15 protein-coding genes are annotated in these 13559 nt (G+C 46.0%); 11 read left to right on the top strand and 4 right to left on the bottom strand.

Features of this window, described 5'->3' with window-relative positions:
- The 3 genes from H3V14_RS01830 (at position 1) to H3V14_RS01820 (ending at position 2762) form a co-directional block, all read left to right on the top strand.
- Positions 1-852 carry an RNA methyltransferase gene (locus H3V14_RS01830; RefSeq protein WP_198221571.1) on the top strand — a complete coding sequence of 284 codons (852 nt, stop codon included), beginning with the start codon at positions 1-3 and terminating at the stop codon, positions 850-852.
- Positions 849-1337, top strand: coding sequence for a signal peptidase II (lspA, locus tag H3V14_RS01825; RefSeq protein WP_075869583.1), 489 nt, complete (start codon positions 849-851; stop codon positions 1335-1337). The genes H3V14_RS01830 and lspA overlap by 4 nt, the downstream gene beginning before the upstream one ends.
- A 681-nt stretch (positions 1338-2018) precedes the next feature.
- Positions 2019-2762 carry a hypothetical protein gene (locus tag H3V14_RS01820; RefSeq protein ID WP_198226197.1) on the top strand — a complete coding sequence of 248 codons (744 nt, stop codon included), beginning with the start codon at positions 2019-2021 and terminating at the stop codon, positions 2760-2762.
- Between the two features lie 258 nt (positions 2763-3020).
- On the opposite strand, the gene H3V14_RS01815 is transcribed toward H3V14_RS01820, so the two are convergent.
- Both H3V14_RS01815 and H3V14_RS01810 read right to left on the bottom strand, forming a co-directional pair.
- Entirely contained in the window at positions 3021-3845 is an 825-nt protein-coding gene (locus tag H3V14_RS01815; protein ID WP_246784924.1) for a transporter substrate-binding domain-containing protein, read from the bottom strand.
- 84 nt (positions 3846-3929) lie between these two features.
- Entirely contained in the window at positions 3930-4811 is an 882-nt protein-coding gene (locus H3V14_RS01810) for a LysR substrate-binding domain-containing protein (RefSeq protein WP_198226196.1), read from the bottom strand.
- A 103-nt stretch (positions 4812-4914) separates the two neighbouring features.
- Here H3V14_RS01810 and H3V14_RS01805 point away from each other — a divergent pair, with 103 nt between their 5' ends.
- Positions 4915-5931, top strand: coding sequence for a YeiH family protein (locus tag H3V14_RS01805; RefSeq protein ID WP_198226195.1), 1017 nt, complete (start codon positions 4915-4917; stop codon positions 5929-5931).
- 93 nt (positions 5932-6024) lie between these two features.
- On the opposite strand, the gene hslU is transcribed toward H3V14_RS01805, so the two are convergent.
- Both hslU and hslV read right to left on the bottom strand, forming a co-directional pair.
- Complete coding sequence (gene hslU / locus H3V14_RS01800) at positions 6025-7335, bottom strand: ATP-dependent protease ATPase subunit HslU (protein WP_198214284.1); 1311 nt, start codon at positions 7333-7335, stop codon at positions 6025-6027.
- Between the two features lie 79 nt (positions 7336-7414).
- Entirely contained in the window at positions 7415-7972 is a 558-nt protein-coding gene (gene hslV / locus H3V14_RS01795; protein ID WP_075869579.1) for an ATP-dependent protease subunit HslV, read from the bottom strand.
- Between the two features lie 266 nt (positions 7973-8238).
- On the opposite strand from hslV, the gene H3V14_RS01790 reads away from it, so the two are divergent.
- From H3V14_RS01790 to coaA, 7 genes are all read left to right on the top strand, one after another.
- Positions 8239-9228, top strand: a complete 990-nt coding sequence (locus tag H3V14_RS01790; RefSeq protein WP_198226525.1) for an asparaginase — start codon at positions 8239-8241, stop codon at positions 9226-9228.
- Between the two features lie 218 nt (positions 9229-9446).
- Positions 9447-10043, top strand: coding sequence for an imidazoleglycerol-phosphate dehydratase HisB (hisB, locus tag H3V14_RS01785; RefSeq protein ID WP_198226194.1), 597 nt, complete (start codon positions 9447-9449; stop codon positions 10041-10043).
- A 4-nt stretch (positions 10044-10047) separates the two neighbouring features.
- Entirely contained in the window at positions 10048-10698 is a 651-nt protein-coding gene (hisH, locus tag H3V14_RS01780) for an imidazole glycerol phosphate synthase subunit HisH (protein WP_198226193.1), read from the top strand.
- A complete protein-coding gene (hisA, locus tag H3V14_RS01775; protein ID WP_198226192.1) occupies positions 10695-11453 on the top strand; it encodes a 1-(5-phosphoribosyl)-5-[(5-phosphoribosylamino)methylideneamino]imidazole-4-carboxamide isomerase in 759 nt (252 codons plus the stop codon). The genes hisH and hisA overlap by 4 nt, the downstream gene beginning before the upstream one ends.
- Positions 11450-12244 carry an imidazole glycerol phosphate synthase subunit HisF gene (hisF, locus tag H3V14_RS01770; protein ID WP_198226191.1) on the top strand — a complete coding sequence of 265 codons (795 nt, stop codon included), beginning with the start codon at positions 11450-11452 and terminating at the stop codon, positions 12242-12244. The genes hisA and hisF overlap by 4 nt, the downstream gene beginning before the upstream one ends.
- A complete protein-coding gene (locus H3V14_RS01765; protein WP_075869574.1) occupies positions 12241-12564 on the top strand; it encodes a phosphoribosyl-ATP diphosphatase in 324 nt (107 codons plus the stop codon). The genes hisF and H3V14_RS01765 overlap by 4 nt, the downstream gene beginning before the upstream one ends.
- Positions 12557-13552 (top strand): type I pantothenate kinase, encoded by a 996-nt coding sequence (gene coaA / locus H3V14_RS01760; RefSeq protein ID WP_075913707.1) that lies wholly within the window; start codon positions 12557-12559, stop codon positions 13550-13552. Before H3V14_RS01765 ends, coaA begins: the two co-directional genes overlap by 8 nt.
- Positions 13553-13559: the final 7 nt, after the last annotated feature.

Raw genomic sequence — 13559 nt, 5'->3', positions numbered from 1 at the left:
ATGACAACACAAAGACAACACGGTCAGGTTAAAGAAATTACCTCGCTCGCCAATCCGATCATCAAGGATATGAAATCCTTGTCACTCAAAAAAAACCGCGATCGTGAGGGCGTTTTTATGGCCGAAGGGCTGAAGCTCATCATTGATGCTCTTGATCTCGGCTGGACAATACGCACACTTTTGTTTTCCAAAGCAGGGCTAGGTAACCCGCTCATCGAGAAAACCGCAGCCCGCACAAAAGCTTCCGGTGGTCTCATCATCGAAGCAAACCAGAAAGTTATGGAATCCGTAACACGGCGCGACAATCCGCAAATGGTGGTTGGTGTTTTCGAACAACGCTGGCGTGACATGTCTACCTTCAACGCCAAGGGAGAAGATGTCTATGTTGCACTCGATCGCATTCGTGACCCCGGCAATCTCGGGACCATTATTCGTACAGCCGATGCAGTCGGGGCAAAAGGACTTATCCTTGTTGGTGATACAACCGACCCCTACTCGCTTGAAACAGTACGCGCAACCATGGGGTCTATTTTTGCTCTTCCGCTTTTTAAAATGAGTGCTGACGAGTTTTTAAAATGGCGCACCGGATTTCACGGCCAAATCATCGGTACACACTTAAAAGGTTCCGTTGATTACCGCACAATCGACTATAAAAAGGGACCTATCATTCTTTTTATGGGCAACGAGCAACAAGGCCTTCCGGATAATCTTGCCGATAGTTGCGATCAACTTGCCCGTATTCCGCAAGCGGGACGCGCCGATTCACTCAATCTAGCTGTGGCAACCGGTGTCATGCTTTATGAAATCCGCCGTCATAACCTGACACTTGACCCGCGCGAGGCCCGTTCATGAAGGCAAAATCCCTCATCACACTTATAGTGGGGCTTATCATCACAGTTGGTCTTGACCAATTGATCAAATATTGGGTGGTGAATACATTGGAAGTCGGGGAAGAAATCGACCTTTTGCCATTTCTTTCACTTTATCACGCCCGCAACCCCGGAATTGCTTTTTCCATGTTGTCATCAGTCTCCGATTGGGGGCTGATTGCATTGACGTTATGCATTATCTGCTTCGTTATCTGGTTATGGAAAAACGCCGGTCCTGAAAAATCACTGTCGCGATTTGGTTTCCTGCTGGTGATCGGTGGAGCCATCGGCAATCTCATTGACCGCATACGTTTTCACTATGTCATTGATTACATTTCTTTCCATATCAACGGTGTTTTCTCGTTTGCTATTTTCAACCTTGCTGACAGTTTCATAACGGTCGGCGCTGTCCTGATCGTACTGGATGAATTGCTGCACTGGAAAAGGGAAAAGCGAAAAGCAGACTAGAATTTTCAACTACGCAATCAGGCTCGTTGCGTCCCCCTTTTATGGACTTGAAAATCTTAGAACGCTCGTAAGCAGCTTTTCATTTGCATTTTCTTAAAGCCGAAAAACACTTTGGCTCGCGCTTTTTACCAAAATCATCCGCTCTCTTGTTTACACTTCAAATAACAATTCTTTACCAAGACGATATTATCAGCGTCTTTAATCTGCCGAGACTTCCGCTAAAACAAAAATAATTCGAAACGGATGGGCTACTTTTTCCTAAAGCTTGTTGAAAAACGTCCTTTTCGATAAACCCGTCTTTTTTCAAATTAATCAGCCCCGTCTTTCCCAAAATGGTTACGACAAAGCTGTTTCGATTGTCATCAGCCTTTATCCATTAGCGGTTAAAAAGGATAAAAATCATATCCATTTTTGATACATCCGCCCTCTAACATCTGCCTTTGCCATTTTTTTGACAGAAATAAAATTGCGGTTCTTAACCGGCTAACCCGTTTCAAGCTCTTATAAACATAGAAAAAAGTCTATATTTACCAATTATTAATCCTATTTCAGGGCGATTGTGAATTGCCTTGAAAAAATCACTTTCCCGTCATTGTCATGCACCAAGAAAGTTCTAAATCGACAACAGAACATGATGTTGATTGATTTTAAATCAACAGCGCTTCAATAAGGAGCATTGAAATGACAGCTTGTGCAAGGACAGTTCTGAAAACACCGGATAATGAAAGTTGCGATATGAGCGATTCCCTCTTACTTGCAACATTCAGTTCTTTGGAAGCCCGTCTGCGGAAAGTCTCTGGTGACCTTGAACAAACGGTTCCGGCATCAGCCCAAAAAAATGTAACGGATGATCGTGACGAATGGGTGATGGTTGTCAATGATAAAGCACACCCGCAAAATCCTGTTGCAAGTTGCCACATGACACTTACAAATGTTCTAGGTGCCAATCAAAATCTTGACGGGACGAGTCTCGGTGACAGTTTCGAAGTCGAAGGCGGCCAGACTTCACCGGTGATTTTGGCAATCGCTCCTTTTGAATGCTTTGACAAATCGAAGGCACATCGTGCCCAAGGCCTTTTATGGCAGGCGATTTCGCACTTCTGCCAGCTCCAGAATGTCGATTATGTCATTGGAAGTCTCGCATTCGACAGCCGCTATCCTGCCGCACATGCTCTGGAACTTTCCTATCTCTATCATTTTTGCCGGTCACAATCCGGACTTCATTTGCGTGCTGCCCATGGTGTGACCATGGATATTATGCCGGAAGAGGCAATCAAGCCCGATGAAGCATTTTCTTCGCTTCCGCCCATGCTGCGCTATTGCTTGCGTGTTGGAGCGAAAGTTGCCGATAATGCTGTGGTTGACCGTGCGAGCAATGAAACACGCGTATTTTTATTATTCCCAGCCAAAAAAATTGTGGGCTGAAACAATACCTATAAAAGGCAGAAATGTATTTTGCCCATAAACTAAAGTTCAAGAAACGGAGGCCGTAAAATGCTTCCGTTTTTTGACATTTTAGAGCTATTTAATATTCATCCGCTTGTAGCAACTGAAACCGCCTAACGAACTTACTTGATTTATTGACAGATTTTTAAAAACGCACCAAATGATATGAACCCGTTTGGCAAAACAATGGGGCATTGTTTTTGGCGGTCTCACTAATTCCATTCCGGTGCGTTAAAATTAGTGGCTATGTTTGGTTGGAGCATGTTTTTTATCATGATGTTTTACATCATCCGCCTTCAGCCAATGGGCGGAAATTGCATTATATTCGCCATTTTTCTGCATCAAATGCAACCATTGATCGACATAAAGTTTCCAACTGATATCGCCCTTCGGAAGCATGTAGCCCTTCTCGAAAAACTCCAAAGGCTTTTCCGGATTGACGGCGCATAATGTCGGATAATACCGTTTTTGATAAAGAGCTTCGGATGCATCGGTAATCATGACATCGGCTTTTTTATCAACAAGATTTTTAAAAATCGTCGTATTGTCATGAAAAAGCTCGAGTTTTGCATTTGGCATATATTTTCTGACAAACGCCTCATTGGTTCCGCCAGCGGGTTCGATCGCACGAACAGTCTTTTGGTTAAGTGCACTTAACGTATTATATTTTTTAGCGTCTTCACAACGTACAAACGGAATTTTGCCATCCACTCCAAGTGGTTCCGACATATAAACCTGTTGTTGGCGGGCAAGCGAAATGGAAATCCCGCCCATTGCAATATCGCATTTGTCATCAAGGAAATCCGCCATCAGCGTTTTCCAGCTTGTTTGCACAAATTCTACCTCGGCACCAAGCGATTTGGCCAGAGAATGCGCCATGGAAATGTCGATGCCTTCATAGGTACCGTCAGTTTTCAAAAAGCTATAAGGTTTATAGTCACCAGTGGTGCAAACACGTAATGTTTTAATATCAAGAACATCATTGAGTTTCGACGCATCGGCATGTGTCAGCATCAAGAACGAGCACCCCAAAAAAAGCATCATAAGAGTTTTCTTCATCATCGGTCCCATCCGGCAGTTCATTGTTCGTCTGACTGTTTTCTTTCCCACATTGTTTTAACCTTATTGCTTGTCGGTTTTATAAAATCAGCCATCAAGCAAATCAATAAAAGCACCAACTGCTTTGGTTTTGAAGCGTTGCGGATTGAGTAACAGTAAAAAATCTCGTCTTACGGATAAAAAATTCAACCTTTCAACGAGTCCTGCGGCAAGCAAAGCCGAAACTGCACGTTTTGAAATGGCGGTCAGAGCATTTGATGCCGCTACTGCCGAAAGCACCGCTTCATTCGACGGGAAAGTCTGCATCACATCAAGAGCGGCCAGTTCATAACCATGGTTTGAAAGCGCCTGCTCGAAAATGGCCCGTGTTCCCGAACCCTTTTCACGCAAAATCCACGGAAACGCCGAAATATCCTTAAACTTCACCGACGGCTTATTTGTAAGAGGATGGTTCTTTGCGGCAACAATGAACAATTCGTCATCAGCTACTTTTTGACGATGAAGGCTTTCATTTTTTATGGTCCCTTCGGCAAAACCGATATCTGTTAGGCCTGATAGAACAGCATTTTCGACCTGTTCGGTGTTACCGATCGACATTTTAACCGTTATCGCCGGATATAAATTGCGAAATTGTGCAATGACCGGTGGCAAAAAATAATTTGCGATTGTCTGACTCGCATAGAGACCGAGCGCTCCACGTTTGAGACCGCTAAATTCACGCAAAGTTGTTTCCGCGACTTTGACTTGCGCCAATGTGTGGCGGCAATCTTCCACGAAGACAGAACCCGCATCACTCAACTGGATACGTCGGCCAATGCGATTGAAAAGACGCACCTGATAATGTTCTTCAATCATGTGGATGGCACTGGAAACGGCAGAAGGCGTCAATAAAAGTGCTTTCGCCGCTTCGGTCAAATGCTCGCGTTCGGCGACAGCCAGAAATATCCGCATCTGTTCAAATGTAATCATTGCCGTGCCAATGTTCGATCAAATCGAATAATTCATAACATATTTGAAAATTGATTACATGATTAAACAGCGCTAGCAGATTTTAAAAAAAGGATATTTCAATATGGCTAGCCGAGTTCAGGCAATTTTCTTTCGTTTTGCACCGGGCATCATATTATGCGCGGTTATTTCGGCTGTTGCCATTGTTCTGGAAAAGCTTGAAAAACTCATCTTCGGCGAGGCCTGGCTTGAAAGTCTGGTTCTTGCTATACTGATCGGCGCAATTATCCGGACAGTCAAAGGCATTCCATCCCAATATGCGGAAGGGGTCGGATTTTCTGCAAAAATCCTTCTTGAATGCGCGGTTGTACTATTGGGTGCAAGTATCAGCGTGAGCGCAGTCGTTGCTGCCGGTTTCGGATTGCTTGTCGGTATTGTCGTTATTGTGGCCTGTGTAATTGCCATAACCTATGCAATCGGCAGACTTTTCGGCCTCGGCCCACGTCTCGCATTGCTTGTGGCCTGTGGCAATTCGATTTGTGGAAATTCGGCCATTGCCGCTGTCGCACCGGTCATCAAGGCAGAAGGCTCGGATGTGGCTTCATCAATCGCTTTTACAGCCGCACTCGGTATTGTTGTCATTCTGGTCTTGCCACTTGCAGTCCCCTTAGCGGGCTTAAGCTTTACACAATACGGGGTTCTTGCCGGTATGACTGTTTATGCAGTGCCGCAAGTTTTGGCTGCGGCTGCACCTGTATCACTTATCAGTGTGCAGACAGCAACACTTGTCAAACTCGTCAGGGTTTTGATGCTTGGGCCGGTAATATTCGTGATCGGCCTCATTTACGGCCTCGGTGCCAACACCAAACTCAAATTCAGCAAAATAGTGCCGTGGTTCATTATCGGCTTCGTCATTCTTTTGCTTGCCAATTCCTGCGCTATCATTCCGCAATTGGCACTCGACGCCATGGCTTTTCTGGCAAAAATTTTGACAGTCATTTCAATGGCCGCTTTAGGACTGGGTGTTGATATAAAGGCTTTGAAAAAATCCGGTCCACGGGTTGTCCTGACAGCTTTCATATCCATCATCATTCTGGCAACCGCAAGTCTGACAATGATCTCGCTTCTTCAATTGTCATAAATGGCCGATAGTGTCGTAAACGACGATATATCCAAAAAAAACAGCCCCGAAGGGCTGTTTTAATAGATTAAATGCAATCTGTTTCTTTTAAGATTACAGAATAAACCGCGACAAATCGGCATTGGCGGCAAGGTCACCTACGGCTTTCTTGACATAAGCTGCATCAACCTTGAAGGTTGTTCCCGATTTATCAGGAGCTGTGAAGGAAATTTCATCAAGAACGCGTTCCATCACTGTTTGCAGACGGCGGGCACCGATATTTTCTACAGTAGAGTTCAAATCCACTGCTATATCGGCCAGAGCATCAATGGCATCATCGGTAATTTCGAGCGTCACATTTTCGGTTGCCATCAAAGCAATATATTGCTTGATAAGACTGGCTTCAGTTTCCGTAAGAATGCGGCGGAAATCTTCCCGTGTGAGCGCATTAAGTTCGACCCTGATCGGTAAACGCCCCTGAAGTTCAGGCAAGAGATCCGAAGGTTTCGATACGTGAAACGCACCGGAAGCAATAAACAGAATATGATCGGTTTTGATTTGACCATATTTGGTAGCAACCGTTGTTCCTTCAATCAAAGGTAACAGATCACGCTGCACACCTTCGCGCGAAACACCGGCACCAAGGCCACCTTCACGCGCTGCAATCTTGTCGATCTCGTCAATAAAGACAATACCGTCATTTTCAGTGGAACGAAGTGCTTCCTGAACAATCTGATCCTGATCGAGAAGTTTGTCGGATTCATCTTCGATCAATGGTTTGAATGCATTTTTGACTGTTGTTTTCCGCGTTTTGGTGCGTCCACCCATTTTACCGAAAATATCGGACAAATTCATAATGCCCATTTGTGCGCCCGGCATGCCTGGAATATCGAATGTAGGCGCATTATTCGGGCTGGTATCGGCAACTTCAATTTCAATTTCGTTGTCATCAAGCTCGCCCTCACGCAATTTTTTGCGGAAACTGTCGCGGGTTGCGGGACTTGCAGTTTTACCAACCAGCGCATCCAGAACACGTTCTTCTGCGTTGATATGGGCTTTGGCTTTCACAGCTTCGCGTTTTTTTTCACGGACAAGATTGATTGCCACTTCAACCAGATCACGAATAATCTGTTCGACATCACGGCCGACATAGCCGACCTCTGTAAATTTGGTGGCTTCAACCTTGACAAAAGGTGAACCTGCAAGTTTTGCGAGACGCCGTGCAATTTCGGTCTTGCCAACACCGGTTGGCCCGATCATTAGAATATTTTTCGGCATCACTTCTTCGCGCATTTCGCCTTTAAGCTGTTGGCGGCGCCAACGGTTGCGCAATGCTATAGCAACGGCACGCTTGGCATCTTTTTGTCCGATAATAAAGCGATCAAGCTCGGAAACTATTTCGCGGGGGGAAAATACAGAACTCATCTAAAAGTGCTCTCTCTTTCGCACTTCCTGTCAGGCTTAAAGCTCCTTCGACAAGAAGCGACATGGAAACATTCAATCATTATTCGGCATCAAGCGTTTCGACAATAAAGTTGCTATTGGTGTAAACGCAAATATCGGAAGCAATCTTCATGGCTTTGCGGGCAATTGTTTCGGCATCCATATCGGTGTCAATAAGTGCACGCGCTGCCGAAAGTGCAAAATTACCACCCGAACCGATTGCCATAATGCCATCTTCAGGTTCAAGCACATCACCAAGGCCTGTCAAAGCCAGCGTTACATTTTTATCGGCCACCAACATCATTGCTTCCAATTTACGCAAATAACGATCGGTGCGCCAATCCTTGGCAAGTTCAACACAGGCACGCATCAATTGGTCAGGATATTGTTCAAGCTTGGTTTCAAGCCGTTCAAGCAGAGTAAATGCATCGGCTGTTGCGCCGGCAAAACCGGCAATAACCGATCCATTCTTGCCAATACGGCGGACTTTTCTTGCATTACCCTTCATGATTGTCTGCCCTAATGTCACCTGTCCATCGCCGGCAATGACAACCTTATTGCCTTTACGAACTGTAATGATGGTCGTGCCATACATTGTATCGGGCTTATGTTCTGTCACAAGTAAACTCCTTTTATCCACACGCTCCATCCTCGTTAAAAGCAATGAAAAGCGGCTATATAGAGTGCATATTTAGGAACTCGCACATTAAAACTCAACCATATTGACGAAGACATTTTAAAAACCTTCTTACTTTTTAAACAACGCCTCAATCATTCCGGAAATTCCATTCAATGATGACTTGCAGTGAATGCTCGTTGTTGGTGTGAACAAATCCTGCTAAGGGTTGGCCGATAAGAACATTCAAAGGAAGACGTAAAATGCCATTGCCGACAGTAGCTATTGGTGCATTGGGTGGCACAATTGCCATGGTCGCCGGAACATCTGGCGGCGTGGAGCCGGAACTTTCGGCTGACCAGCTTGCAAAATCAGTTCCCGGCATTTCCGAACTTTCTACAATACATTCCAAAACATTGGCAAAACTGCCAAGCGGTTCCCTTTCCTTCAGAGTGTTATTTGATGCTCTTGATTGGGCAAATAACCAGATTGATGAAGGTGCAAAAGCTGTTATTCTGACACAAGGAACCGATACGCTTGAAGAATCAGCGTTTCTTCTTTCACTTTATTGGCAAAAGCCGCAGCCGCTCATTATAACAGGTGCTATGCGCGCACCTATGGCAGCCGGCGCCGACGGGCCAGCCAATCTTTTATCCTCTTTACTCGTGGCAATAGATGAACAAAGCATCGGTCGCGGTGTCATGGTAGTGATGAATGACGAAATCCATTCCCCTTATTTTGTAAGAAAAAGCCAATCGCTCAAAGTTGAAACTTTCAAATCAGGTTTAATCGGCCCGCTTGGTGCGGTTGTCGAGGCAAAACCGGTTTTCTTCCGCTCTACCGATAGGTTACCAAAACCGTTAAGCCAACCGAAAACGCTTGATAAAAAAGTTGCCCTCGTCGAAGCCTGCCTTTCTTCGGGAAGTGACCATCTTGAACTCGTATTTTCAAGCGGCATTTATCAGGGCGTTGTGATTGCCGGTTTCGGATCAGGTCATGTAAGCTTCGAGGAAGCCGATATTATCAAAAATTATGCCCATAAACTTCCGGTTATTATGGCAACACGGGCCTATAGCGGTCCAACGAGTGAGAAAACCTATGGCTATAAAGGATCTGAAATCGATCTGATGAGAGGCGGCGTGCTGATGGGCGGTTGGCTTTCGCCCTTAAAAGCGCGGCTTTTATTATGGGCTCTTCTTTCAGCCCGTCATGATAAAGAGGAAATTGAAAAAGAATGGAAACACTGGCAAATCGGCTAGATGATAAAAAACTGCTTAAAGTCACAAAACCGATTGATTGATGAAAAAGACGTGAAAGCAATTGGATATTTTGCACTAATGATTTAACATTGCTACTTCAAAAGTGACGCTGGCAAAGCTTATAAATAATACTGCTTCATTAAGTCTTGTACTCATCGTCAGGTTTTGAAAATGACAACAAGTGGAGCATCTTTCAAGCTTCTTGGAACGGGAACAAAATGACGCGCTCAGCAACGATAAAACGCAAAACCAACGAGACAGATATTTCGGTTTCGGTCAATCTTGACGGGACAGGAACATTCGAGATTGATACCGGTGTAGGATTTTTCAATCATATGTTGGAACAACTTTCCCGCCATTCATTGATCGATATGAAAATCAAGGCTGTCGGTGACACCTATATAGATGATCATCATACGGTTGAAGATTGCGGAATTGCGTTGGGTGAAGCTATCAAACAGGCTTTGGGGGAACGGCGCGGCATTCGCCGTTATGCTTCGCTTGATCTCGCGATGGATGAAACCTGCACGAGAGCGGCCATTGATGTATCGGGACGCCCGTATCTCATCTTCAAGGTTGAATTTCCGACACAAAAAATCGGTTCGTTCGATACCGAATTGGTCAGAGAGTTTTTTCAGGCTTTTTCCCAGCATGCCGGAATTACGCTTCACATTGTCAATCATTACGGTTTGAATAGCCACCATATAGCCGAGACCGCATTCAAATCGGTAGCCCGCGTTTTACGTGCTGCAATCGAAGAAGACCCGCGCCAGAAAAACGCTGTGCCCTCGACCAAGGGCACTTTGAAAGGTTGATAAAATGCAGGTCGCAATTATCGACTATGGCTCCGGCAATTTACGCTCGGCCACAAAAGCTTTCGAGCGTGCAAGCCATGACCATGGCATAAACGCGGATATTATCCTCACCAATCGGGCAGAAGATGTTATAAAAGCCGACCGCGTGGTTTTGCCAGGCGTCGGTGCCTATGCGGATTGTCGGGCGGGACTTGATGCTGTTCAGGGAATGGTTGAAGCTTTGAATGAACGGGTGCTGAACGGTGGCCATCCCTTCATGGGGATTTGCGTTGGTATGCAACTCATGGCTTCCCGCGGAATGGAAAAAGCAATCACCAACGGGCTTAACTGGATTAAAGGTGACGTTACTTTGATAAAGCCTCAAGACGACGCTTTGAAAGTGCCCCAGATCGGCTGGAACACTCTCGAATTGAAACGGAGCCATCCGCTATTTTCCGGCATCCGCACGGGTGAACACGGGCTTCACGCCTATTTTGTCCATTCCTATCAACTTGATTGTCAAAATTCTGATGAATTATTGGCGGTAACCAATTATGGTGGGCCGGTCACAGCAGCAGTTATCCGCGACAATATGTTCGGGACACAATTTCATCCGGAGAAAAGCCAGCGTCTCGGCCTTCAACTCATTGCCAATTTTCTGGAATGGAAACCATGATTCTTTACCCTGCAATCGATCTCAAAGACGGGTTTTGCGTTCGTTTAAAACTCGGCGATATGAATAAGGCAACTGTTTATAGTGCCGATCCTGCCGCACAAGCCCACCACTTCCAGTCGGAAGGTTTCAAATGGCTTCACGTTGTTGATCTCAACGGTGCATTTGAAGGCGTCACAGTCAACGGTTCGGCCGTTGATGCGATATTGCGCGCAACGACAAACCCAGTCCAGCTTGGTGGTGGTATCAGAACCCTTACCCATATCGAAAACTGGCTGGAAAAGGGTCTCGCCCGCGTAATTCTTGGCACTGTTGCCGTCAGAAATCCGCAACTGGTTCGCGAGGCTTGCAAACTTTTTCCGGGAAAAATTGCTGTCGGCATTGATGCCCGCGGTGGCAAAGTCGCCGTGGAAGGGTGGGCTGAAGAGTCCGAACTTTCCGTCCTTGAACTGGCAAAGCGTTTTGAAGGTGCGGGCGTTGCCGCCATTATCTATACCGATATTGATCGCGATGGTATCCTCACCGGTATCAACTGGAATTCGACCCTTGATCTTGCCCGTTCTGTTTCAATTCCGGTTATTGCTTCCGGCGGTCTTGCATCGATGGAGGATATCAAACGGCTTTGTTCACCCGATGCTTCCATATTGAATGGTGCCATTTCCGGACGTGCTCTTTATGACGGGCATATTGATGCAAAAGAAGCATTGGCATTGATTGACGAGGCAAATAAAAATGCCGGAAAGAGTGGGCAATCATGACGCTCAAAGCGCGTATTATTCCTTGTCTTGATGTCAAAGACGGACGTGTGGTCAAAGGGATCAACTTTGTTGATCTCGTTGATGCCGGTGATCCGGTTGAAGTCGCAAAAGCCTATGACAGCGCCGGTGCCGATGAATTGTGTTTTCTCGATATTACAGCAAGCAGCGATAATCGCGAAACATTGTTCGATGTTGTTGCCCGCACGGCTGACCAATGTTTCATGCCTGTCACTGTTGGCGGAGGTGTTCGCACTGTAAACGACATTCGCAAACTTCTGCTTGCCGGTGCCGACAAGGTGTCGATAAACACCGCCGCTGTTAAAAACTCCGATTTTGTAGCCGAAGCGGCCGATAAATTCGGCAACCAATGTATTGTAGTTGCCATTGACGCCAAAGAGGTGGCAAACGATGGCAAAAACCGGCATTGGGAAATTTATACGCACGGAGGGAGGCGCCCGACCGGCATTGACGCAATCGAATTTGCCCGTCTTGTTGAAAAAAAAGGTGCCGGTGAAATTCTGCTTACCTCTATGGATCGTGACGGGACAAAAGAAGGCTATGACATTGCTTTGACCCGCACCCTTGCCGATGCAGTGGACGTTCCCGTTATCGCGTCGGGTGGGGTCGGAACACTCGACCATCTTGTGGCCGGTATTCGTGACGGACATGCAACGGCCGTGCTTGCCGCATCGATTTTCCATTTCGGAACCTATAGCATCGGCGAAGCAAAACACTATATGGCAAAAGCCGGCATTCCTGTACGCATGGATGAGTTTGGAGAAGGTGAATGACTGATTTTAGCTTGCATAGCCTTGAAAATACCATTGCCAAAAGGGCAGTGGTTGACGATGGCAGTTCCTATACGGCAAGCCTCGTAAAAAAGGGAATGGGGCGTGCTGCCAAAAAAATGGGGGAGGAAGCTGTTGAAACTGTTATCGCCTCGCTTGATGAAGACGACAAACATTTCATCAGCGAGAGTGCCGACCTTATCTATCATTTGCTGGTTATGTGGCATATCCGCGGAATAAAGCTTGATGACGTCATCAAAGAGCTTGAAAGGCGCACCGCACAATCGGGACTTGAGGAAAAGGCGTCCAGAAAGAATGGGTAACGCGTTGAAGCCTGCCAGTCAGTCCGGCGACCTCGGTGACTTCGTTTTCGGAAGATATTCACCCTACAGTGTTTTCACTGCTTACGAATGGTCTGTCTTTCGCGCCGATACGCCATTGACCCTGACATTTGACGAGGTCAAACGGTTACGCTCCATCGGCGATCCAATCGACCTTCAGGAAGTTCAACGTATTTATCTTTCTCTATCCCGTTTGCTTTCGACCCATGTCGAGGCAATCCAGACTTTATTCCAGAAAAGAAAGCGGTTTTTGCGCACACAAAACACTGCAAAAACACCTTTTATTATCGGGATTGCCGGTTCGGTTGCAGTTGGTAAATCAACCACCGCGCGCATCCTGCAAGAGCTCCTGAAACGCTGGCCATCAAGCCCCAAGGTAGATCTGATAACAACCGACGGTTTTCTCTATCCCAATGCAGTCCTGAAGGCTGAAAACAGGATGGACAGAAAGGGGTTTCCCGATTCTTATGATGTCGGCAAACTTTTGCGCTTTCTTTCTGCTATCAAAGCAGGTATGGGCGATGTTGTAGCGCCACTTTATTCCCACGCAGCCTATGATGTTTTGCCAAATGAGCAAATTGTTGTTGACCGGCCGGATATTCTCATTGTCGAAGGTATTAACGTGCTTCAGGTCAGAGATTTACCGCGTGACGGAAAAGCTGTGCCTTTTGTTTCCGATTTTTTCGATTTTTCTATCTATATCGATGCAAAAACCGAAATCATCCGTCATTGGTATATGGAGCGGTTTCGCCGTTTCAGACTCACAGCATTCCAGAAGCCCGATTCATATTTCCATCGTTATGCAAAAATGACGGAAAATGAAGCCATGGCCGTTGCCGAAACGCTTTGGAACACAATCAATTTGAAAAATCTTGAAGAAAATATTCTGCCAACAAGACCACGCGCCGATCTTATTTTGCGCAAGGGCAGCGATCATCTGGTGGAATATGTTGCGCTTAGAAAATTATAGGTGAATT

Source organism: Bartonella sp. W8151 (assembly GCF_016100385.1).
In the GTDB taxonomy this organism is placed as follows: Bacteria; Pseudomonadota; Alphaproteobacteria; order Rhizobiales; family Rhizobiaceae; genus Bartonella; species Bartonella apis.
Note: the sequence above shows the minus strand (reverse complement) of the source record. Positions and strands in the feature narration are given on the sequence as shown.

Bases quoted from the DNA above. Each gene is read 5' to 3' on its own strand.
- hslU (WP_198214284.1), bottom strand. From the start codon at position 7,335: ATGAGTTCTGTATTTTCCCCCCGCGAAATAGTTTCCGAGCTTGATCGC.
- H3V14_RS01820 (WP_198226197.1), top strand. From the start codon at position 2,019: ATGACAGCTTGTGCAAGGACAGTTCTGAAAACACCGGATAATGAAAGT.
- H3V14_RS01815 (WP_246784924.1), bottom strand. From the start codon at position 3,845: ATGATGAAGAAAACTCTTATGATGCTTTTTTTGGGGTGCTCGTTCTTG.
- hisB (WP_198226194.1), top strand. From the start codon at position 9,447: ATGACGCGCTCAGCAACGATAAAACGCAAAACCAACGAGACAGATATT.
- H3V14_RS01805 (WP_198226195.1), top strand. From the start codon at position 4,915: ATGGCTAGCCGAGTTCAGGCAATTTTCTTTCGTTTTGCACCGGGCATC.
- H3V14_RS01810 (WP_198226196.1), bottom strand. From the start codon at position 4,811: ATGATTACATTTGAACAGATGCGGATATTTCTGGCTGTCGCCGAACGC.
- lspA (WP_075869583.1), top strand. From the start codon at position 849: ATGAAGGCAAAATCCCTCATCACACTTATAGTGGGGCTTATCATCACA.
- H3V14_RS01830 (WP_198221571.1), top strand. From the start codon at position 1: ATGACAACACAAAGACAACACGGTCAGGTTAAAGAAATTACCTCGCTC.
- H3V14_RS01765 (WP_075869574.1), top strand. From the start codon at position 12,241: ATGACTGATTTTAGCTTGCATAGCCTTGAAAATACCATTGCCAAAAGG.
- hisA (WP_198226192.1), top strand. From the start codon at position 10,695: ATGATTCTTTACCCTGCAATCGATCTCAAAGACGGGTTTTGCGTTCGT.
- coaA (WP_075913707.1), top strand. From the start codon at position 12,557: ATGGGTAACGCGTTGAAGCCTGCCAGTCAGTCCGGCGACCTCGGTGAC.
- hisH (WP_198226193.1), top strand. From the start codon at position 10,048: ATGCAGGTCGCAATTATCGACTATGGCTCCGGCAATTTACGCTCGGCC.
- hisF (WP_198226191.1), top strand. From the start codon at position 11,450: ATGACGCTCAAAGCGCGTATTATTCCTTGTCTTGATGTCAAAGACGGA.